We start from the raw sequence: 20,912 nt of genomic DNA on the forward strand, positions 1-20,912 counted from the left end.
TGCTCAGTCGGTGCCCGTCGTGTTCGCCAGCGCCGCCGAGGCGGCCGCGCTCGGGCGAGCATCGAGCCGTACGGATGTCGCGCCCGGAAGGCCGGGAAAGCGTGGCCACAGGCCCTGCGCCAGCGCCGTGCGGCTCGCCGAGGCGGTCTTGCCGGTCTGCGCCTCGTACACCCAGTAGTTGCGCAGCACGGTGGTGACGTAGCCACGCGTCTCCCAATAGGGGATGCTCTCGATGTAGAGCAGCGGATCGCCGCCATCGCGGACGATCGCGTTCCACTCGGCCACCGGCTTGGCACCGGCGTTGTAGGCGGCGATCACCTTGGGCAGCAGCCCGCCGGTGGTCCCCGTCATGTCGCGCAGCCGCTCGAGGTGGCGCTGGCCGACGTCCATGTTGACCGACGGCCGCGTCAACGCGGTGCGGTCCATCGCCGGCAGGCCACGCTCGCGCGCGAAGTCGGTCGCGGCGGCGGGCATGATCTGCATGAGGCCATAGGCGCCGGCGGGGCTGACCACCTTGGCGCGAAAGCTCGATTCCTGCAGCGCGTGCGCGAACACGAGCGCGCGATCGACGCGCCAGCCGCTTTCCGGCTTCCAGCTCGGCGTCGGGAAGCGAGCCTCGGCGGCGGCTCCCGCCCCGGTCGGACGGTTATGCGCCAGCCAGAACGTCGTCGCGGGGAGGTCGAGCGCATCGGCGAGACGCGCCAGCGCGGCGAACTCGCCGGGTTCGCCAATGCGGGCCTGCTGGCGAACCACCTTGTCGGCGAGGTCGGTCTCGCCGATCTCCGCCAGCGCGGCGGCGACGCGGATGTTGGGACGGCGATCCAGCGCCGCCCAATCGCTCGGGACCAGCCGGGGCCGGGGCTTGGTGCCCGACCGCAGGCCCAGCGCCTGTTTCGCAAGCTGGCCGTAGAAGGTCTCATCCCACTGCGCCGCCGTCTTCAGCCGCGCCTCGATCCGGTCGGGTCGGCCGGCCGCCATGTCGGCGCGCGCGGCCCAGTAGAGCGCGGTGGCGCGCAGGTCGACGTCGCCGGCGCGGGTCGCGACGCCCTCGAACGCCGTCGCTGCCGCCGTGGCGTCGCCCAGCCGCCACATCGCCAGCGCGGCTACCCAGCGCGCGGGCACGGCCCAGTCGCCGGCACCGTCCGCACCGAGCAGCGCCACGCGGCGTGCGTCGGCGTCGCGGCCGGACAGGTAGTACATCCAGGCGACGCGCTGCCGCCACTCGGTCAAGGCCTCGGGGGTGAGGCCGGGTGTCGCGTCGAGCAACGACTCCGCCGCCGCGCCGTCGTCGACCTTGACGAAGGGTTGCATGGCGAGCGTCAGGTCGGCCGCGATCCCGTCGCCCTTGACCGCCTTTGCGCGCAGTCGCGCAGGTGCGCCGTCCCGCCAGATCAGCGTCCGCGTGACCGGAAGCGGTGGCAGCTCAAGCGCGCCGCGTGCCTTGGCGAGACGGGCCAGCGCGTCGGACTGGGGCAATTCGGGCGACTGGGTGAGGAGCTCGACCAGCGGCTCCAGCTCGACGCGAGGGCTGCCCTTTGCCGTGTAGAGTTCGGCGCGCGCGATGGCGTGCAGAGGGCCGGGCTTGATCGAATCGAGCTGCAGCTGCGCGTCCTGCCAGCGCTCCTCGCGGATCGCGGCGAACACCGCCTGATAGCCGTCGCGCTGCGCGGCATCCAGTTGGGGCGGAATGGCGGCGGGCGCGGGCATCGGCGCGGCCGGCGCCGCCGCCAGCGCGGGCAGCGAGGCAGCCGTTGCCAGGAACATGGCCAGGCTGGCGATCATCGGGCGCTCATCAGCAATTGCAGGTCCTTCCAGGCGTCCGCCTTTTGCGCCGGGCGTTCCAGCAGCAGGCGCGGGTGAAACGTGGCGATCGCCGCCGCTTCACCACGGTCATGCTTAATAGCATGTAAACCGCCGCGCGCGCGCAGCACTTCCACGCCGGTGAGCGCGCGGGCGGCGGCGTCGCCCATCAGCAGCAATCGCCGCGGCGCGAGCAGGCCGACATGATGCTGCGCGAGCCGGTGCAGTTCCGCCTGCACCTCGGCGGGCATGCGCCCGGCGACCGGGCGCTTGGCGCACACCGCGCTGAGGTGGACCTCCCCCCGCGTCAGGCCGATCGCGGCAAGCATCCGGTCGAACAGCTTGCCCGCCGCGCCGCCGAGCAGGCCGTCGCGATCGTCCTTGTCCGGGCAGTCGACCAGTACCATCAGGCTGGCATCGAGCGGTCCCGTCGCGGCGATCGTCGCCCCGCGCCAGCTCGCCTCGGGCGCGGCGTCACTTGTCCGCCAGGCGAGGAACTCCGCCAAGGTCGCGGGCAGGGCGGTTGCGGCGGGCAGCGGTTCGGCAGGCGGTGCCGGGGGCGCCGCGCGGGCGAGCCAGTCGCGCGGGTGGTCCTCGACCAGTATGTCGACCCCCGCCTCGCGCCACCAGTCGAGCGTGCTCGCGGCGGCGGCGTGCCAATCACCTATGTGTTCCATGCCCACGCCCTGCCGTGTCGCCCGGTTGACGTAGGGGTCAACTTGCTTGATCGGCTTTACGCGTCAAGACGTTGCGCGGCCGCGCCGTTCCGTGGCGCCCGCTCCTGGAGCCGAGAAGAATGAGCGAACGTGAATCCATGCCGTACGACGTGGTGATCGTCGGTGCCGGCCCCGCCGGGCTGTCCGCCGCGATCCGCCTGAAGCAGCTCGCCGAGGAGGGCGGGCGCGAGCTGTCGGTATGCGTGCTGGAAAAGGGGTCGGAGGTCGGCGCGCACATCCTGTCGGGCGCGGTGATCGATCCGACCGGGCTCGACAAGCTGATCCCCGACTGGCGCGCGACGGACTGCCCGCTGGCGCAGACGCCAGTGACGCAGAACCTGCACTGGGTGCTGACACGCAAGGGCAAGTTCAACCTGCCGCACCTGTGGACCCCGCCGTTCCTGCACAACAAGGGGACGTATACGGGCAGCCTGGGCAGCCTGTGCCGCTGGCTGGCGGGGCGCGCCGAGGCGATGGGGGTGGAGATCTTCCCCGGCTTCGCGGCGGCAGAGATCCTGTTCGACGACAATGGGCGGGTGAAGGGCGTCGCGACCGGCGACATGGGCGTGGCGCGCGACGGCACCCACAAATCCGACTACACGCCGGGGCTGGAGCTGCACGCCAAATATACGTTCTTCGCCGAGGGCGTACGCGGACATCTTACCAAGGAGGTGATCCGCACCTTTGACCTGGCGCGCGATGCGCAGCCGCAGGTTTATGGCATCGGGATCAAGGAGTTGTGGGACATTGCTCCCGACAAGCACGAGCCAGGCAAGGTCGTCCACACGCAAGGCTGGCCGCTGTCGGAGACCGACGGATCGAACGGCGGCGGCTGGATCTATCATCAGGCGAACGGGCAGGTGTCGATCGGCTTCGTGACCTGGCTGAACTACACCAACCCGTACCTGTCGCCGTTCCACGAGATGCAGCGGTGGAAGACCCATCCGGCGGTGCGCGAGTTGCTGGAGGGCGGCAAGCGCGTCTCCTACGGCGCGCGCGCGATCAACGACGGCGGATTGCAGGCGATCCCCAAGCTGGTCTTCCCCGGCGGCGCGCTGATCGGCTGTTCGGCGGGCTTCCTCAACGTGCCGCGCATCAAGGGTACGCATGGCGCGATGCTGTCGGCGATGTGGGCGGCGGAAGCGGCGTTCGCGGCGATCGGGCAGGAGCGGGAGCATGACGAGCTGACCGCGTACCCCGAGGCATTCGACAGCTCCGCGCTGAAGAAGGAACTGTCGATCGTCCGCAACGTCGTGCCGCTGGTCAAGAAGTTCGGCGACCTGCTCGGCTCCGGAATCTCGGGTGTCGCGATGTGGACCGAGCATTTCGGGCTGAAATGGCCGGTGACGATGAAGCACAAGCCCGATCACGAGAGCCTGTGGCGCAAGGACCTGGTGCAGCCGATCGACTATCCCAAGCCGGATGGTGTGCTCACCTTCGACCGCCTGTCGTCGGTGTTCCTGTCGAACACCAATCACGAGGAGGATCAGCCGGTCCACCTGACGCTGCGCGATCCCGACATCCCGATCACCTACGACCTGCCGATCTACGACGAGCCGGCGCAGCGTTACTGCCCCGCAGGCGTGTACGAGATCGTCGGCGAGGACACAGGCGATCCCAAGTTCGTCATCAACGCGCAGAACTGCGTCCACTGCAAGACGTGCGACATCAAGGATCCGACGCAGAACATCAACTGGGTGGTGCCGGAGGGCGGCGGCGGGCCGAATTACCCGAATATGTGACGCGCCGCGCGGCTTGGGCCGTGCCGGCGCAAAGACTCGCGCAAGCGCGGCCGGCGGGTGGGCTTGCCGACCCGTTCCACGCCGCGGCTTCGCCGCGGCGTGCCTCCAGCCCTGTACTGCCACCAAGAACCCGGCGCGGCCAACCAGGTCCCGGCTTCGGCCGGGGAGGGATGCCGGGTGGGCGTGACCCAACTCCTCGCCAAGGTCGCTATGCCGATGTTGGATCCCGGCTCAAGGCCGGGATGACGGAGGTCCCTACCGTTTCCGGTTCCGGCTCTGCTCGTCATAGGCCTTGCGGAACTCCTTTGCGAAGACGTCCATGAACGCTTCGTCGGAGCCTTGCGCGACGCCGGAAAACTCGCGCTCATAGGTCTGCCATAGCGTCGCGTCGCGGCCGCCGGGCAGGAGGCGCTGCATGAAACCGCCGGTCTCCGCGCGCTTTTTGATTGCGGTCGGCGAGAAGCGGTCGAGCGTTGCGCGCAATGCGCCCTGCATTGCCTTCAACGTCGCCATCTGGTGCGATTGAAGGTCGAAATAGGCATCCTCGATCGCCTTTTCGGCGGGCATGAAGCCGCGTTCGGGCGGATTGAGGAGCGCCGCGAGCGCCTGATCGGGGCTGCGCGCGAACTTTATCGGGTTGTTGCCGTCGAATTCGAGCCCGGTCCGTTCCGCGCCCATCTGCGACTTGGCGCGCGCGCGGGCCTCCACCATCACCACCAGCCCGCCGACCAGCCGCCGCAACAAGTCGCCCGCCCGCTGCAGCGTTTCGGGGGTCGGCTGCTTCACCTGCTCGGGCCGCAGCCCCGCCGCCGCGGCGAGCGCCATCACGACCTGCGTCATATCGGGCGCGCTGGGGGGCGGTGGCGGTGCAGCGCGCGGCGCCGCTGCCGGCGGCTGCTGCTGGGGAGCGGACTGACGTGGCGCAGGTTGGCGCGCCGGCTGGGTTGGCGGGGGAAGGGTGCCCTGATCGGGTGCCGCGCCCCAGCCGTTATCGGCCAGCGGCGGCATCTGAGGCTGCGGCGCTGGAGGTCGCTGTCTGGGGAGCGCATCGGCGGCGCGCTTGTTCAGCCCCAGCGGGTCGGCGTTCTCCGCCTGCTTCTGCCCGAAGTCGGCGCGCGCCCAGTCGACCACGTTGCTGTTTTCCATCGACCCCCAGATGTCATTGGGAGATGCCGCCTTGGGCCGGTCGGGCACGGCGCTGGACCAGGCGGAGGATTGCTGCACGGGCGCTTGCGCGGAGTCCCAGGGCGAGGCGGCGCGCTCCTCCGCCTGAACGGGCGCGGGTGCCCAGCTGTTGCCGCCATCGGTCGGTCCGGCGGGCATTGCGCCACCACCGCCGCCGCCGCCACCGCCGCGTTGCGCATAGGGGGCGGCGGCGTTGAGGCTCGGGCCCGCCACCGGGGGTGCCCAGGAAGAGGGTTCGGGTGCGTCAGCGGCGGGTGCGGCGCCCCATCCATCGTTCGACGCGGTGGATGCGCCACCCCAGTCGTCCGCCGGTGCCGCCGGCTCGGCGCCCCAGCCGCCGCTTCCACCGTGGGGACTGGGGGGGGCGCCCCAGCCACCGCCTCCACCAACGTCGCCACCGGCCGGCGCACCCCAGCCGTCCAGTGGTGCCGCCGAGCCGCCCATGCCGCTGGCGAGGCCGCTGTTCGCGGGCGCGTCGCCCCAACCGCCCAGGTCGGCTTGGGCAGGGGCAGGGGCATCGCCGCCATGCGCATCCCAGCCCCAACCACCCTCGGCCTGGTGTGCCTGCGCTTCCTGCTCCTCGTGACGTTCCACCGCCGCTGCGGCTTCGCCCGACAGCGCCGCCACGACCTCGTAGTGGCCGATCAGGAACAGATCGCCCGGCTCGATCCGACGCGGCGCGGCCATGCGGTCGGACGCGCCGTTGAGGAAGGTGCCGTTGGTGCTGATATCGTTCCAGAGATAAAAGCCGTCGCGAAAGGTGATCTCGCAATGACGCGACGAGATGTAGTTGCGCGGGTCGGGCAGGCTCCAGTCGCAGGTCGCGGCGCGTCCGATCATCGCGCCGCGCCGGGTGAGCACGAATTCGCGGGAGCCGCCATTGTCCAGCCGGTCGACGTTGCGGATCGTCAGCGTCAGGCTCATCGCAGCGCCCCGGTCCCTTCGGACGCGACGCGCTCGCCGAGCGCCATCGCGCGATCGAGCACCGCATCCCGGTCCTCGGCACGCGCCGCCGCCAGCGTCACCGCGATGGCCGCGAAACGCCCCGCCAGCTCGGGCGCCGGCAGGACTGCCGGCAAGTCGGGATCGGAAATCGAGCCGCCTGAAAAGAACACCCCGGTGCCCAGCATGCGCTCGGGACTGGCTTCGCCCGCCGCTTCGGCCGCGTCCATCGCCGCGCGCCTGGTCACGTCGTTGGGATCGCCCAGCCAGCGCAGCGCATGGTCCAGCGCCTGACGATCCGGGCGACGAAGCTCGCGCGTCGCGCCTTCCATTTCCAACACGCGCGCCGCCCAGGCCAGTGCCTCCAGCCGCTGCAGCGCATGACCGAGGAAGTTGACCGCGCCCGGCCGGTCACCCGCCTCGCGCAAAGCCGCATAATGCTGGTCGGGAGTGACGCCCGCTTCGGGCAGCGCGTCGGCCGGCGTTCCCATCAGCGAGGCGATTTGGTGCGCCTCCGTCCACCTGACCTGATTCCACCCCATCGGCATGTCTTACGGTCCAAACCCGGTCACCACAACGCCTCCGCCTCCTGCGCGCAGCGTGCTTGGCGTCCGCGCCTAGTTAATCAGTACAAGTCCCCCGGTGATCTTGTTGATCCCGCTACCCTCGACGGCGGTCATCGGGCTGGTAAGCTTCGCCGTCGCCTGACCTTTCACCGTCACGGTCGGCGCGTCGATGGTGATGCCGCCGGCGTTCATGGTGATCTTGCTGCCGCCGACCTGGATGGTGATCGAACTGTTGGCGGTCATCTTGATGGTGGTGCCGACCTCGATCACCTGCGACTGGCCGACGGTCAGCTTGTCGTTGGCCTTGACCTCGATCGTGCGCTTGGCCTCGATCGTTTCGGTCTGATCGCCCTTGACCGTCAGCTTCTGGTTCTTGCCGATCAACGTGGTCTCGTCGCGCTTGACCTCGTCGGTTCGGTCGAGGCCAATCACCGTATCTTCGTTGTGGCCAACCTTCAGCGTGGAATCGTGCCGGATACGAGTGTTCATGTCCTTTTCGGCATGGAAGAACACCTCCTCCTCGCCCGATTTGTCCTCGAACCTGAGCTCGTTCGCCCCCTGATCGGCGGTATCCAGCTTCATGGTTTCGGGAAAGGTGGTCGACTTGCCGCCGGGATAGCTGCGGGTGCGCCACAGCGCACGCGTCTTGTTCTCGGGCAGCGCATAGACCGGCATCTGCGCCTTGTTGAACACCCAGCCCATGACGATCGGATCGTCGGGGTTGCCGTGAAGGAAGTCGACCATCACCTCCTGGTTGACGCGCGGCAGGATGATGTTGCCCAACCCCCCGAACTGCGCGACGCGGATCCAGCAGGTGCTCTTCTCGCCCGCGGTTCCTGCACGATCCCAATGGAAACGGACCTTCACCCGACCGTATTCGTCGGTGAAGATCTCCTCGCCTGACGGGCCGCTGACGATCGCGGTCTCCAGCCCCTGCACCACCGGGCGCGGTGTCACGCTTGCACTGTGAAAGCCGGTGGTCGCCGGGATCGCGTGGAACTGGACGTGCGTCTCCTCCTCCTCGGTGTCCTTGTCGGCATCGTCGTGCGCGCGGTATTCCTCCGCCTGGATGACATGCTCGGTCTGCGTGATGAGATAGCTCTGGTTCAGGCGAGCGGCAGGGTGCTGGCCGACCGCCAGCTTGGTGCCGCAGGCGAGGCTGATCGCGCGGGTGCGACCCAGATACACCTGACGATCGCGGCGCAGCGTCGCCATCTCAACGTCGGCCAGGGCGCGACCGCGACCCTCGTCGACATAGCGGGTCGGATAGTCATAGACCTCCCGGTCGTCGCGCGGATGCTCGCCCCGTTCGTTGGCTTGCGCCTGCAGCGCGCGCTCGGGCTTTTCGAAGTCGAACGAGCGCCGCGTCACCAGGGCCTCGCCACCGCTGGAGACCTTCTCGCCCAGCTTTTCCAGGAAATGATCGTGCCCGCCGCGCGCGCCGGACCCGACCTTGTGCACGGAACCTGTGGTGGTGCTGTATTCCAGCGACGCGGGCTCGCCGGCCTCGTGCGCCGACGGCCCATCGCACAGCACCATGGTGTGCTTGTCCTTGGCGTGCCGCCAGTAATAATAGATGCCTTCTTCCTCCATCAGCCGGGTGACGAAGGTGAAGTCGCTTTCGCGATACTGCACGCAGTAAGTCCGGGGCTGATAACTACGCGACAATTTGAGCTCGTAGTCGGACACCTCGGCGGCGCCGAAGACCTTTTCGATGATATCGGGGACCGACAGATCTTGAAAGATCGCCATGTCGCGATTGTGCGCCAGCCACCAGGTGAACGGCCGTGCCACCAGCCGATAATGAAACCCGGTCTGGCTTTCGTGCGTGAACTCACCCGCGGAAATCAGGCCGTGGAAATGCCGCATCAGGTCTTCGTCTTCGTACATCGCGACCGCGATCGGCTTGCCGAGATGGGGCAGGAGGTCGATCTCGCCCAGCCCGGCGATGATGTCGATCTGCAGCTCGAAGGGCTGGCCCAGCTTTTCGCGAAAGCGCGCGCGCTCCAGCACGACCTGTTCGCCGCCCAGGTCGACGGTCATCTGTGCCTGCCGGGTGTCTGTTGTCGCGGCCATGCCGGTCCCCCCTTGTCTCGATTTCGGCCGACAGGCGGCCGTCGCAACGCCCCCGCGACACGACGCTATTGACGTACAGCAGTAACGCCGCCACGCCAAACCTGTCCCTCCCCCAAATGGGGGGTGCGCTTGTCAGCATGGCCGATTCGCTATACGCTGCGCTCCTGCTTTTGGCTCAGTATGAGACGAACAGGGGGGACTATGCGCGGGATACTTGTAACGGCGGCGATCGCCGGATCGATGGTCGGGGGACCTGCCATGGCACAAACCGCTGATGTAAACAGCTATTTGTGCACCTTCGCCGGGAAATGCGGCGACGCCGAGCCGGTCGACGACACGCCGACCAAGGCCGCGCCGCAGACCAAGGGCTTCCGACTCGCGGCCGCCGCGTCGCAGCCGACGATCGCCGCTCCGGCGACGAAGGGCTTCCGCATGGCGACCGGCGCATCGCAGCCGGTCGCGGCCGCACCGGCGACCAGGGGCTTCCGCATCGCACGCGCCGCGCCGTCGGCGCCCGTGGCCGCCGAGCCGATGCGTCGACCCGCCCGTCTGGCTGCGGCCACGCAGGCCCGCAGCTACGGCGCTGCGGCGCCGTCGCGCAATTACGCCGCCGCGACCCGGCCGGCGGCCACGCCGGGCACGGCGCGCGCCGACCTGATGCTGACGTTCGAATACAACTCCGCGGCGATGACGCCGGCGGCCGAAGGTCGTGCGCGCGGGTTCGCTCAGGCGCTGATGATGCCCGAACTCAAGGACAAGCGGTTCCTGATCGAGGGGCATACCGACGCGCGTGGCTCGCGCCAGGTGAATGTCGATCTCTCGCGCCGTCGCGCGCAGACCGTGGCGGACTTCCTGGTCGCCCAGGGCGTCGATCGCACCCGGGTCGAGGTCAAGGGCGTCGGGCCGGACGAACCGCTGCCCGGCCGGGCCGCCTCGTCCGAGGCGAACCGTCGGGTCGAGGCCGTGCTGCTCTCCTGAGCCGGCATTAACTCGGCAGACCTCTGGGGGGAGGGTGAGCGCCTTTGAACATTGACCTGCTGGTCGCGCCGCTCTCCGATGAGCCGGGGGCGATGGCCGGGCCCGATCTGGGCTATTCCGACGCACGTGCCGACATCGAGGCGCCGTTCCAGCTCGACGCCAATGGCGGCGAGGTGGATGAACGATCCTGGCGCGAGGCGATCCGTGGCATCGTCGTGCAGGCGGAGGAGACCCGCGATCTATGGCTCGCGGTCTACCTCGCGCGAGCGGGGGCGAAGGCCGGCGACCTGCAGAGCGTGTGCGACGGGATCGCGATGCTCGCCGGGCTGCTCGAACAGGTCTGGGACGAGGTTCATCCCACGCTCGAGGAAGCCGATTTCGTCGGGCGCAAGACGCCGTGCGACTCGCTCACCAAGATCCGCGAGTTCCTGGCGCCGCTGCGCAAGGTAACCGTGTTCGAGCACCGGATGGGCAAGGTATCGGGCGCGGACCTGGAACGGTTCGCGAGCGAGGGCGCATCCGCGGACGGCTATGCGCAGTTTCGCGGCGCGATCGACAGCAACGATCCCGACCGCAAGGCAGAGGTGGTCGACGCCTTTGCCGAGGCCGTGGCCAAACTGGATGCGATCCGTGACGACATCAAGCGTGTCGATGCGGTGCTGGTCGCCAATGCTGGCAGCGATACGGGCACCAACTTCCAGCCGACCTACGACGTGCTGGCGTCGCTGCGCAGCGCGGTCGCGCCCTATGCCGGCATCGTCGAGGAGCCAGCCGAGTCCGGCGCCGGCAGCTATGAAGATGCCGCAGGAGCCGGCAGCGGTGGACCCGCAAGCGGCCCCGGGCTGTCGGGTCGGGTAAATAGCCGCGAAGACGTGATCCGCGCGATCGACGCGATCGTCGATTATTACAAGTCGCGAGAGCCGGGTAGCCCGATCCCCGTGTTGATGAAGCGCGCAAAGCATTGGGTTAACATGGATTTTCTGGAGGTGCTGGACGATCTGGTACCCGAGAGCATGGCCGCGGCGAAGCAAGTGCTCGTCTCAAAACTCGACGAGCCGGCCGCCAGCGAAACCGACTATTGATTCAGGGTGCGAACCGCGTAACCTGAGGGGGACTTCAGCGGGGGCGAGTCACGGCCATTCCGCACGATCCGGGGGGAATAACTATGGCGGGCAAGAGCGGACAGCGGTTCATTCGCGAAAATCGGGCGCCGCGCGTCCACATCGAATATGAGGTCGAGACTTACGGCGCGAAACAGAAGGTCGAGCTGCCGTTCGTCATGGGCGTGATGTCCGATCTGTCAGGCAAGAGCCATGTCGAGAAGAAGGAAGCGTCCAAGCGCGACTTCGTGGAGTTCGACATGGATAATTTCGAACAGCGCATGGAGGCGATCGCACCGCGCGCCGCCTTCAACGTCCAGAACACGCTGACGGGCGAGGGCAATCTCGCGGTCGACCTCCAGTTCAAGAGCATGGACGATTTCTCGCCGGGCGAGGTCGCCAAGAAAGTGCCCGCGATGGCCAAGCTGCTCGAAGCGCGCCAGCAACTCAACGACCTGCTGCTCTACATGGACGGCAAGGACGGGGCGCAGGAGTTGCTCGACAAGGTGCTCAAGGATCCGACGCTGATGCAGGCGCTGTCCTCGGCCAAGCAAAACAGCGACGCACCGGCCGAAGCGACGTCGCCAGCCGAGTAAGCGCATTGGGCGGCCGGTAACCCGGTCGCCATTTTCTTTTCAGCACAGCCCCGGGGGGCTTGGAGGCGGGTTATGGCGGAACAGGCACTACAGGGCGGGAGCCAGGCGCAGGGCGAGACGATCGCGTTCGACGACTTCTCGTCGCTGCTGCAAAAGGAGTTCAGGCCGCAGGACGACAAGAAGGCCGATCGGATCAGCCAGGCGGTGCAGACGCTGGCGCAGCAGGCGCTGGCCGACGCGGCGGTGATCGGTGACGACGTGTTCACGACCGTCGATGCGATGCGTTCGGCGCTCGATCGCAAGATTTCGGAACAGATGGATGCGATCATCCACCACCCGGACTATCAGAAGCTCGAGTCCGCGTGGCGCGGCCTCAGCTATCTCGTCATGAACACGTCGACCGGCAAGGACATGAAGATCCGGGTGATGAACATGTCCAAGGACGAATGCCGAAAGATGTTCCGGCAATATCGTGACGCGGCATGGGACCAGAGCCCGCTGTTCAAGAAGATCTACGAGTCGGAATTCGGCCAGCTGGGCGGGCAGCCCTATGGTGCGTTCACCTGTGACTATGCGTTCGATCATTCCGCGCCGGACCTGGAAGTCATGCGCGGACTGTCGAAGATCGGCGCGGCCGCGCACGCTCCGTTCATTGCCGGCGCCGCGCCGACGCTGTTCGGGATGGAAACCTGGACCGAGCTGGCTAATCCGCGCGATCTCGCCAAGCTGTTCGACGCGACGGATTACGCCGCGTGGCGCTCGTTCCGCGAGTCGGACGATTCACGCTACCTCGCACTGACCATGCCGCGCTTCCTGGGGCGGCCGGTCTATGGTGCGAAGACCGAGCCGGTCGACGCGTTCGACTATGAGGAGAACACCGGCGGCGATCACAACAACCACCTGTGGATCAACGCCGCCTATGCGATGGCGACACGGATCACCGAGGCGTTCCAGACCTGGGGCTGGTGCACGCGCATTCGGGGCGTCGAGTCGGGCGGCACGGTGGAGGGCTTGCCGACCGCGACCTTCCCCACCGACGACGGCGGTGTGGACATGAAGTGCCCGACCGAGATCGCGATCTCCGATCGCCGCGAGGCGGAACTGTCGGCGGCCGGACTGCTCGCGCTGGTGCATCGCAAGAACACCGATCAGGCGACCTTCATCGGCGGCCAGACGCTGTACCGCCCCAAGATGTTCGACAATGCGGACGCGACGGCAAACCAGAACCTGTCGGCGCGGCTGCCGTACATCTTCGCATCGTGCCGGTTCGCGCATTACCTGAAGTGCATGGTGCGCGACTGGATCGGCGGCACCCGCGAAGCGCCGCAGCTGCAGCGCGATCTCAGCGACTGGGTGATGCAATACGTCGACGGTTCGCCGCAAACCTCGAGCGAAGAAACCAAGGCCAAGCTACCGCTGAAAGGGGCACAGGTCGAGATCCTGCCTGATCCGGAGAACCCGGGTTACTACAAGGGCAAGTTCATGTTCGTTCCACATTACCAGATGGAAGGCATGGACATCGCCATGAGCATGGTCTCGCGTCTGCCCAAGGCCGCCTGATATTCAGGCAGCGCAGCATGATCGGCCTGTCGTCTGGGACGGTGGGCGGCCAAAACGGAGGGAATTGCAATGTCCACTGACTTTTTTCTAAAACTCGACACGATCGAGGGTGAGTCCACGATGGCGGGTCACCAGAAGGAGATCGACGTCCATTCGATGAGCTTCGGCGTCACGCAGCCGCTGCAGATCGGCCGCGGCGGCGCTGGCCTGTCGGCCGGCAAGGCCTCGTTCGGCGAGATCCACTTCACCAAGTACACCGACAAGTCGTCGCCCAAGCTGTATCAAGCGGCCGGCGCCGGCACCCACTTCGCCAAGGCGGTGTTCACCGGGCAGAAGGCCGGCGACAAGCCGATGCTGTATTTCAAGGTGACGCTGTCCGACGTGATGATCTCGTCGTTCCAGAACGCAGGCGCCGGTGGCAGCGAGATGACCGAGCAGCTGTCGTTCGGCTATTCGAAGATCGAGTTCGAATATATCGAGCAGGGCAAGGCGGGTTCCGCCGGCGCCAAGAACCTGGCGGCGTTCAACGTCGTCGAGGGCGTCAAGGCCTAAACACACCAACACCGCGGCAGGGGGACGGCCATGGCTACGGACGCCGACCAATTGCTGCGGGCAGGGGACCTCGACGGCGCACGACGTGCGCTCGTCGAGGTCGTCCGCGCCAAACCCTCCGACGAGGGCGCGCGTATGTTCCTGTTCCAGCTGCTTGCGGTCGCGGGCGAATGGGACAAGGCGGTCAATCAGCTCAATCTGCTCGCCCAGCTGTCGCCCGAGGCGCAGATGCTGAGCGTAGCCTATGGCCAGGCAGTTCAGGCGGAGCGCGAACGCGCCACGGTTTTCGCGGGCCAGGCGCGAATGAAGCTGCTGGTGGCCAGCGAATGGGCCGAAGGACTCTGCGACGCGATCGAGCATTATGCCGCCGGCCGTACGAGCGAGGGCGACGCGGCGCGCGATACCGCGTTCGAGGCAGCACCCGACACTCCGGGCAATCTGGACGGCGAGAATTTCGACTGGATCGCCGACGCCGACAGCCGGTTCGGGCCGTCGGTCGAGGCGATCATCGGCGGCCGCTACGGACTGGTCCCGCTCGATGCCGTGGCCAGCATCAAGAGCGAAGGACCCAAGGACCTGCGCGACACTGTGTGGTATCCCGTCCAGCTCGCCTTCAAGGAAGGCCAGTCGGTCGCCGCAATGCTGCCGACGCGCTATCCGGGCAGCGAAGCCTCAGACGACGTCAACGAGCGACTGGGGCGAGCGACTGGCTGGCGCGACACCGACTGGGGGCAGGCGGGCAGCGGTCAGCACCTGCTGGCGCTTTCGACCGGCGATGATCGCGACCTGCTGTCGGTCCGCTCGCTCGTTTTCAGCTGAGGGCTGAGGATTGGCCGCGGTCAAGCAGCGCCTGACGCCGACGCTGTTCGACAAGCTCGTCTCGGACATCGACATGGCCGGGCTGGTCGACAGCGACACCGGGAGCACTACCGTGGCGCGCGAGAATTTCCGCTTCTACACCGTTCCCCAACTGGAACGCTTCAACGAGGCGGCACTGCGCGCGACAGTAAAGCGCGAGCTCGGCTGGCTGCTCAACACCACCAATTTCGGCGCGACGCGCAGCCTGGAAGGCTTTCCGCACGTCGAGACATCCGTGCTCAACTACGGGCTGCCGGACATGGCGGGCCGTGCGCAACATCGCCGTTCCGTCATGCAGCGCGCGCGTGAGATCCGCGACGCGATCCGGCACTTCGAGCCACGCATCGAGGCCAAGTCGCTGGTCGTCGAGATGGTCGAGCGGCAGGAACACGAGCATCAGGTCACCTTCGTGATCCAGGGCGACATCACCGCCGCCGCGCACGCGATGCCCGTCAAGTTCCACACCCGCGTCGATCCCGACACCGCCGCGGTTGCGGTGGACGAGTAGCCGCATGGATCCCCGCCTGCTCCGCTTCTACAATGACGAACTGGGTTATCTGCGCGAGGCCGCGCGCGAGTTCGGCGAGGAGCATGAGACCGTCGCCAGCCGGCTGGGACTCAAGACGCCGACCGATCCCGATCCCTATGTCGAACGCCTGTTGGAAGGCGTCGCCTTTCTGGGCGCGCGCGTCCAGCTGAAGATCGCGGACCAGTACCCCGAGTTCACGCAGCACCTGCTCCACGCCGTCCAGCCGCATTACCTGGCGCCGATGCCGTCGATCTGCATTGCCGGGTTCGAGCCCAAGGAGGGCGACCAGATCCTGATCAAGGGTCACAAGGTGGCGCGCGGCACCGAGTTGATCGCGACCGCCACCGATCAGGGCAACGCAGCCGTGCCGTTCCGAACCGGGCACGAGGTTACGCTGTGGCCGCTCCGCATCAGCGAGGTCGAGTATCTGTCCAGCCGCGCCGCCGTCGCGCCCTTCGCCGCGGCGGCGGACGTGCGCGCGGAAGCGGGGCTGCGGCTGCGGTTCGAGGCGACCGGCGGCGCGGACCTGACCAAGGTACTGCCGTCCCACCTGCCGATCTATCTCGCCGGTCCCGAGGCGGTGCCGGGCGAACTGTACCGCCAGCTGATCGGCGAAAACCTGGCGGTGCTGGCACGATCGGTCGACGCCGCGAGTGCGCCATGGACCCGGCTACCGGATCCCGGCCAGTGCGGCTTCGAGGATCACGAGGCATTGCTGCCGGCGGAGGAGAGGTCGTTCCGCGGCTATCGGTTGCTGAGCGAGTATTTCGCGTGCCCCGAACGTTTCCTGTTCGTCGACGTCAAGGAGCTGGGGCGCGCTTTCGGGCAGTCTCCCAAGGCGTGCGACGTCGTCTTCCTGTTCTCGCGCTCGTCGCCGATCCTGACCGGCGCGGTCGAGCCGGCCAATTTCAAACTGTACGCGACGCCCGCGATCAATCTTTTCGAGAAGCAGCTCGGGCGGGTGCAGATCACGCCGTACGAGCATGAATATCACGTCGTTCCCGACCGGACCAAGCCGCTCGACTTCGAGGTGTTCCGGCTGCTGGAGGTGAAGGCGTACGACCGCGAAAACGTCAATGCGCGCACGGTGGCACCGCTCTATGCGTTTGGCGCGCTGCTGTACGATTGGCGGGAAGCACTGTTCTACACTACGCAGCTGCGACCGCGCCGGTTGTCGACCCGCGAGCAGCGGCTGCGGCGGCGAACCGAATATATCGGTACGGAGACTTGGCTGAGCCTGACCGCGCCCGGTGACGCATCGCGCCTGGACGATGTCCAGGAGCTGTCGGTCCGCGCGCTGGTCACCAACCGCGAGCTGCCCGAGCTGTTGCAGTTTCGCGGCGACAAGCACTTCCTGATCTCCGGCGTACCGGCGCGTGGCGTGTCCGTACTGCGCGCGCCGACGCGCCCGCGTCCGCCGCTGGGGCTGGGGGATGCCGCATGGCGGGTGATCGGCCATCTGACGCCAAACTACATGACGCTGGCGCCCGAGGATCACAACGACCCGTCGGTGCTGCGCGATCATCTCGCGCTGTACGGGCGGCAGGACGACGCCTCGCTGCGCCGGCAGATCGACGGCGTGCTGGCGATCCAGTCGCGCAAGGTCGCACGCCGCGTGCCCGGGCTTGACCGGATGGCGATCGCGCGCGGCCACCGCATCTCGGTCCGGCTCGACGATGCCGCGTTCGACCGCAGCCGCATGTTCCTGTTCTCGGCGGTGCTCGAACGGTTCCTGTGCGAGTTCGCGAGCATCAATTCGTTCACCGAAACCTATTTCGACAGCCCCGAGGAAGGAGAGTTCGCACGATGGCCGCCGCGGATCGGCCGCCGCCCGAACATCTGAGCTTCCTGCAACGCGCAGGCAAGCAGGTGCGGCGGTTCGGGATGTTCCCGCTGGTGCGCGGCGCGGAGGCGCGTGCACCGGGCATGCCGCGCATCGGCCGCGCGCGCCTGCCCGCGCAGAGCATCGTCGACCTCGCCCAGGTGCCGACCCTCGCCTTTCCCGACGCGACGATGGACGAGGTGGAGGTGCGGCACGGCCGTCCCAACGCGCATGGGCTGTGGCTGGGGCTGACCGGGCCGATGGGGCCGCTGCCGACGCACCTGACCGAGTTCGCGCTGTTCGAGCGCCGCTACGGCACGACCCGCCCGTTCGGGCGCTGGCTGGACGTCATCAGCAACCGCATGCTGCAGCTATTCTACCGCGTGTGGGGCGATTCGCAGCCGGTGGTACAGGCGGATCGCCCCGACGACGATCGCTTTGCGCGTTATCTGGGCCTGCTGTCGGGGGCTGCGGAGGGGGTGCGAGAGGGCGCGCTGCTCCCCGATCGGGCGCGGCTGTTCTACGCGGCGTTGTATGCCTCGCGGCGATCCGCGGTCGGAATCGAGGACGCGCTCGGCAGCCTGCTGCGCCAGCCGGTCCGCGTGCTGGAGTACCAGCCGCGCTGGCGTGAGATCGAACGTGGCGACCAGACCCGGCTCGGCCGAAGCTTCGCGCGACTGGACGAAGGCGTCGTGGTCGGCGCGCGCACCCGCGTCGCGTCCGACGCCTTCAGGGTGGCGATCCGGGCGAACTCGATGACGGAATATGAGCGGCTGCTGCCATCCGGCCCGCGCTTTGCGATCGCGTCCGAGGCCCTGGACTCCTTCGCGCCCAGCCATCTGGAGTGGGACATCATGATCGAGATGGAGGAGCGCCATGCGCGGCCCGCCCAGCTCGATGGTCGCACGCAGCTGGGGTGGACGGGCTGGTTGAAACCGGGCTCTGGGAATCGCCTGCGGAATGATGCACATTTGACGCGACGCGCGAAGGGGACTCGCGCGCCATCCGGGGGGAACAACCATGAGTGAGATCAGCCGTTCGGCCTTGTTCGGCCGCCTCAATCCGACCGGCCTGAAGGCCGTCGAAACCGCGACCGGCTTTTGCAAGATGCGCGGCAACCCGTATGTGGAGCTGGTCCACTGGATCCACATCCTGCTGCAGGACGCCCAGAACGATCTGGCGGCGATCCGCACCGCGTTCGGGCTGAACGACACGCAGGTCGCGCGCGATGTGGTGGCGCAGCTCGACTCGCTGCCACGCGGCGCGACCGCGATCAGCGACTTCTCGCCGCAGATCGAGGAGGCGATCGAGAAAGGCTGGCTGTATGCCTCGCTGCAGTTCTCGGCCGGGCGCGTGCGCACCGGGCATCTGCTGTACGGCATGCTCAAGACAGCAACGCTCAAAAACGCGCTGTTCTCGATCAGCCCCGAATTCCGCAAGGTGCAGGTGGAAAAGCTGGGTGCCGAGTTCGAGTCGATCGTGCGCGCGTCCACCGAGACCACGCAGCGCGACGGCGGGCCGGGCGCGATGACGGATGGCGGCGAGGGTGACGCGGCGCCGGTCGGCGCGGGCGAGGCACTGGGTAAATTTTCGATCGATCTGACCGCGAAGGCCCGCTCGGGCGAGATCGACACCATCGTCGGCCGCGACGGCGAGGTCCGCCAGCTGATCGATATCCTGCTACGCCGTCGCCAGAACAACCCGATCCTGGTCGGCGAGGCCGGGGTGGGCAAGACGGCGGTAGTGGAGGGGTTCGCCAAGCGCATCGTCGATGGAGACGTGCCACCGTCCTTACAGGGCGTGACGCTGCGCGCGCTCGACATCGGCCTCATGCAGGCGGGCGCCAGCGTCAAGGGCGAGTTCGAGAAGCGGCTGCGTGCGGTTATCGACGAGGTCGAGTCCAGCCCGGTGCCGGTGATCCTGTTCATCGACGAGGCGCACACGCTGATCGGCGCGGGCGGGCAGGCGGGGACCGGCGACGCCGCCAACCTGCTCAAGCCGGCACTGGCGCGCGGCCGGCTGCGCACGATCGCGGCGACCACCTATGCCGAATACCGCCAGTATTTCGAGAAGGACCCCGCACTCACCCGGCGTTTCCAGACGGTGGACGTGTCGGAACCCGATACGCCCAAGGCGATCGCGATGATCCGTTCGGTCGCGCCGATGATGGAGAGCCACCACAATGTCGTGGTGCTGGACGAGGCGGTGGCCGCGTCGGTGACGCTCTCGCAACGCTACGTCCCCGCGCGCCAGCTGCCGGACAAGGCGGTCAGCCTGCTCGACACCGCCAGCGCGCGCGTCGCCGTGTCGCAGCATTCCACGCCCGCACAGGTCGAGAACCGCCAGCGCCGCGTCGAGCTGCTGGAGGTGGAGCGCGAGGTCGTCCAGCGCGAGCGCGCGGGCCAGTACCGCTCGGACGATCGGCTCGAAAAGATCGACGAGGAACTCGCCGAGGCACGCGCCGCGTCCGAGGCGATCAACTCCAAATGGGCGGAGGAAAAGGCCGCGCTCGAAAAGCTGGTCGCCGCGCGCGACGCGTTGCGCGAGGCACGGGCTGCGGCGGGTGACGAACCCGTCGACGAGACGCAGCTCAAGGCCGATCTCGACTCTGCGATCGAGGCAATGCGCTCGGTGCAGGGCGACTCGCCGATGGTGTTCGGCGTCGTCGATCAGGATGCGGTCGCGTCGGTGGTCGGCGACTGGACCGGCATCCCGATCGGCCGGATGGTCAAGGACGAGATCCAGTCGGTGCTCAAGATCGCCGACGAGCTGAAGAAGCGCGTCGTCGGTCAGGATCATGCGATGGACGCGATCGCCAAGCGCATCCAGACCAGCCGTGCGAAGCTCGACAACCCCAACAAGCCGCAGGGCGTGTTCATGCTGTGCGGACCGTCGGGGGTCGGCAAGACCGAGACCGCGCACGTGCTGTCGGAGCTGCTGTACTCAGGCGACGATTCGATGATCGTCATCAACATGAGCGAGTTCCAGGAGGCGCACACCGTCTCAACGCTGAAAGGTGCCCCCGCCGGCTATGTCGGCTACGGGCAGGGCGGCGTGCTGACGGAGGCGGTGCGGCGGCGGCCCTATTCGGTGGTGCTGCTCGACGAGGTCGAAAAGGCGCACCCTGACGTTCACGAGATGTTCTTCCAGGTCTTCGACAAGGGGTTCATGAACGACTCCGAGGGTCGCTTCATCGACTTCAAGAACTGCCTCATCCTGCTGACGTCCAATGCCGGCACCGAGCTGATCACTACGCTCAGCGAGGACGAGGAGATGAAGCCCGAGGCCGACGCTTTGGCGACCGCACTCAGGCCCGACCTGCTCAAGGTGTTCCCGCCCGCGCTGCTCGGGCGGTTGGTGGTGCTGCCCTATTACCCGCTGTCGCCCGATATGCTCGGCGGGATCGTCAAGCTGCAGCTCAATCGCGTCAAGAAGCGCATCGCCGAAAACCACAAGATCGCGTTCAGCTATGGTCAGGACGTCGTCGACCTGATCGTCAGCCGCTGCAACGAGGTCGCATCGGGCGGGCGCATGATCGACGCGATCCTGACCAACACGATGCTCCCGGAAATGTCGATCGCACTGCTCGGCAAGCAGATGTCCGGCGAGGTCGTGGAGGCCATCGACGTCGGCGTCGATCCGCAGGGCTTCACCTATACGTTCCGCGACAAGGGCGACCTCAAAGCTGAGGCGACCGCCCTCGCCGAGCCAGGTTCGCCAGGCTCCGGTCTGGTCGCGGACGAGATCGGCCAACCGGCCGATCTTTCCCAAGGTCTCGGAATGGAAGAGGATATGGCACAGTCCGAACCGACAATCCCGGCCTGATCCGATCGTCCCGCCTTGCTCGGTTGCGAACGGCAATCGGGCAGGCGGTACGCTCGGCTGCATAG

At 67.5% G+C, this 20,912-nt stretch carries 16 protein-coding genes; 11 read left to right on the top strand and 5 right to left on the bottom strand.

Annotated elements, in window-relative coordinates:
• Positions 1 to 3 precede the first annotated feature (3 nt).
• The gene (locus JWN21_RS05755) at positions 4 to 1,782 is read right to left on the bottom strand and encodes a lytic transglycosylase domain-containing protein (RefSeq protein WP_299647166.1); all 1,779 of its coding nucleotides are present in this window, start codon (positions 1,780 to 1,782) and stop codon (positions 4 to 6) included.
• On the bottom strand, positions 1,779 to 2,477 hold the full coding sequence (locus JWN21_RS05760; protein WP_299647168.1) for a uracil-DNA glycosylase: 699 nt from the start codon (positions 2,475 to 2,477) through the stop codon (positions 1,779 to 1,781). Before JWN21_RS05760 ends, JWN21_RS05755 begins: the two co-directional genes overlap by 4 nt.
• 119 nt (positions 2,478 to 2,596) lie before the next feature.
• Here JWN21_RS05760 and JWN21_RS05765 point away from each other — a divergent pair, with 119 nt between their 5' ends.
• The gene (locus tag JWN21_RS05765; RefSeq protein WP_299647170.1) at positions 2,597 to 4,258 is read left to right on the top strand and encodes an electron transfer flavoprotein-ubiquinone oxidoreductase; all 1,662 of its coding nucleotides are present in this window, start codon (positions 2,597 to 2,599) and stop codon (positions 4,256 to 4,258) included.
• A gap of 255 nt (positions 4,259 to 4,513) precedes the next feature.
• Here JWN21_RS05765 and tagH read toward each other — a convergent pair whose 3' ends face one another.
• The 3 genes from tagH to JWN21_RS05780 all read right to left on the bottom strand — a co-directional run bounded on the left by tagH (position 4,514) and on the right by JWN21_RS05780 (position 9,027).
• Entirely contained in the window at positions 4,514 to 6,367 is a 1,854-nt protein-coding gene (tagH, locus tag JWN21_RS05770) for a type VI secretion system-associated FHA domain protein TagH (protein WP_299647172.1), read from the bottom strand.
• Entirely contained in the window at positions 6,364 to 6,927 is a 564-nt protein-coding gene (locus JWN21_RS05775; protein WP_299647174.1) for a hypothetical protein, read from the bottom strand. The genes tagH and JWN21_RS05775 overlap by 4 nt, the downstream gene beginning before the upstream one ends.
• 75 nt (positions 6,928 to 7,002) lie before the next feature.
• Positions 7,003 to 9,027 carry a type VI secretion system Vgr family protein gene (locus tag JWN21_RS05780; RefSeq protein WP_299647176.1) on the bottom strand — a complete coding sequence of 675 codons (2,025 nt, stop codon included), beginning with the start codon at positions 9,025 to 9,027 and terminating at the stop codon, positions 7,003 to 7,005.
• 258 nt (positions 9,028 to 9,285) lie between these two features.
• Here JWN21_RS05780 and JWN21_RS05785 point away from each other — a divergent pair, with 258 nt between their 5' ends.
• The 10 genes from JWN21_RS05785 to tssH all read left to right on the top strand — a co-directional run bounded on the left by JWN21_RS05785 (position 9,286) and on the right by tssH (position 20,847).
• On the top strand, positions 9,286 to 10,005 hold the full coding sequence (locus tag JWN21_RS05785) for an OmpA family protein (protein ID WP_299647178.1): 720 nt from the start codon (positions 9,286 to 9,288) through the stop codon (positions 10,003 to 10,005).
• A 44-nt stretch (positions 10,006 to 10,049) separates the two neighbouring features.
• A complete protein-coding gene (locus tag JWN21_RS05790) occupies positions 10,050 to 11,087 on the top strand; it encodes a type VI secretion system ImpA family N-terminal domain-containing protein (RefSeq protein ID WP_299647180.1) in 1,038 nt (345 codons plus the stop codon).
• Between the two features lie 83 nt (positions 11,088 to 11,170).
• Positions 11,171 to 11,701 carry a type VI secretion system contractile sheath small subunit gene (gene tssB / locus JWN21_RS05795; RefSeq protein WP_299647182.1) on the top strand — a complete coding sequence of 177 codons (531 nt, stop codon included), beginning with the start codon at positions 11,171 to 11,173 and terminating at the stop codon, positions 11,699 to 11,701.
• Between the two features lie 72 nt (positions 11,702 to 11,773).
• The gene (gene tssC / locus JWN21_RS05800) at positions 11,774 to 13,261 is read left to right on the top strand and encodes a type VI secretion system contractile sheath large subunit (protein WP_299647184.1); all 1,488 of its coding nucleotides are present in this window, start codon (positions 11,774 to 11,776) and stop codon (positions 13,259 to 13,261) included.
• A 69-nt stretch (positions 13,262 to 13,330) separates the two neighbouring features.
• Positions 13,331 to 13,813, top strand: coding sequence for a type VI secretion system tube protein Hcp (locus tag JWN21_RS05805; protein WP_299647186.1), 483 nt, complete (start codon positions 13,331 to 13,333; stop codon positions 13,811 to 13,813).
• Positions 13,814 to 13,843: 30 nt separating this feature from the next.
• Positions 13,844 to 14,632 carry a type VI secretion system accessory protein TagJ gene (locus tag JWN21_RS05810; RefSeq protein ID WP_299647188.1) on the top strand — a complete coding sequence of 263 codons (789 nt, stop codon included), beginning with the start codon at positions 13,844 to 13,846 and terminating at the stop codon, positions 14,630 to 14,632.
• 10 nt (positions 14,633 to 14,642) lie between these two features.
• The gene (gene tssE, locus JWN21_RS05815) at positions 14,643 to 15,179 is read left to right on the top strand and encodes a type VI secretion system baseplate subunit TssE (protein WP_299647190.1); all 537 of its coding nucleotides are present in this window, start codon (positions 14,643 to 14,645) and stop codon (positions 15,177 to 15,179) included.
• Between the two features lie 4 nt (positions 15,180 to 15,183).
• On the top strand, positions 15,184 to 17,043 hold the full coding sequence (gene tssF / locus JWN21_RS05820; RefSeq protein ID WP_299647192.1) for a type VI secretion system baseplate subunit TssF: 1,860 nt from the start codon (positions 15,184 to 15,186) through the stop codon (positions 17,041 to 17,043).
• Complete coding sequence (gene tssG / locus JWN21_RS05825) at positions 17,007 to 18,050, top strand: type VI secretion system baseplate subunit TssG (RefSeq protein ID WP_299647194.1); 1,044 nt, start codon at positions 17,007 to 17,009, stop codon at positions 18,048 to 18,050. The genes tssF and tssG overlap by 37 nt, the downstream gene beginning before the upstream one ends.
• Positions 18,043 to 20,847: a type VI secretion system ATPase TssH gene (tssH, locus tag JWN21_RS05830; protein WP_299647196.1), complete on the top strand. Its 2,805-nt coding sequence runs from the start codon at positions 18,043 to 18,045 to the stop codon at positions 20,845 to 20,847. Before tssG ends, tssH begins: the two co-directional genes overlap by 8 nt.
• Positions 20,848 to 20,912: the final 65 nt, after the last annotated feature.

Source organism: Sphingomonas bacterium, from assembly GCF_028292945.1.
Taxonomy (GTDB): Bacteria; Pseudomonadota; Alphaproteobacteria; order Sphingomonadales; family Sphingomonadaceae; genus Sphingomonas.

Bases quoted from the DNA above. Each gene is read 5' to 3' on its own strand.
- JWN21_RS05755 (WP_299647166.1), bottom strand. From the start codon at position 1,782: ATGATCGCCAGCCTGGCCATGTTCCTGGCAACGGCTGCCTCGCTGCCC.
- JWN21_RS05760 (WP_299647168.1), bottom strand. From the start codon at position 2,477: ATGGAACACATAGGTGATTGGCACGCCGCCGCCGCGAGCACGCTCGAC.
- JWN21_RS05765 (WP_299647170.1), top strand. From the start codon at position 2,597: ATGAGCGAACGTGAATCCATGCCGTACGACGTGGTGATCGTCGGTGCC.
- tagH (WP_299647172.1), bottom strand. From the start codon at position 6,367: ATGAGCCTGACGCTGACGATCCGCAACGTCGACCGGCTGGACAATGGC.
- JWN21_RS05775 (WP_299647174.1), bottom strand. From the start codon at position 6,927: ATGGGGTGGAATCAGGTCAGGTGGACGGAGGCGCACCAAATCGCCTCG.
- JWN21_RS05780 (WP_299647176.1), bottom strand. From the start codon at position 9,027: ATGGCCGCGACAACAGACACCCGGCAGGCACAGATGACCGTCGACCTG.
- JWN21_RS05785 (WP_299647178.1), top strand. From the start codon at position 9,286: ATGGCACAAACCGCTGATGTAAACAGCTATTTGTGCACCTTCGCCGGG.
- tssB (WP_299647182.1), top strand. From the start codon at position 11,171: ATGGCGGGCAAGAGCGGACAGCGGTTCATTCGCGAAAATCGGGCGCCG.
- tssC (WP_299647184.1), top strand. From the start codon at position 11,774: ATGGCGGAACAGGCACTACAGGGCGGGAGCCAGGCGCAGGGCGAGACG.
- JWN21_RS05805 (WP_299647186.1), top strand. From the start codon at position 13,331: ATGTCCACTGACTTTTTTCTAAAACTCGACACGATCGAGGGTGAGTCC.
- JWN21_RS05810 (WP_299647188.1), top strand. From the start codon at position 13,844: ATGGCTACGGACGCCGACCAATTGCTGCGGGCAGGGGACCTCGACGGC.
- tssF (WP_299647192.1), top strand. From the start codon at position 15,184: ATGGATCCCCGCCTGCTCCGCTTCTACAATGACGAACTGGGTTATCTG.
- tssG (WP_299647194.1), top strand. From the start codon at position 17,007: ATGGCCGCCGCGGATCGGCCGCCGCCCGAACATCTGAGCTTCCTGCAA.
- tssH (WP_299647196.1), top strand. From the start codon at position 18,043: ATGAGTGAGATCAGCCGTTCGGCCTTGTTCGGCCGCCTCAATCCGACC.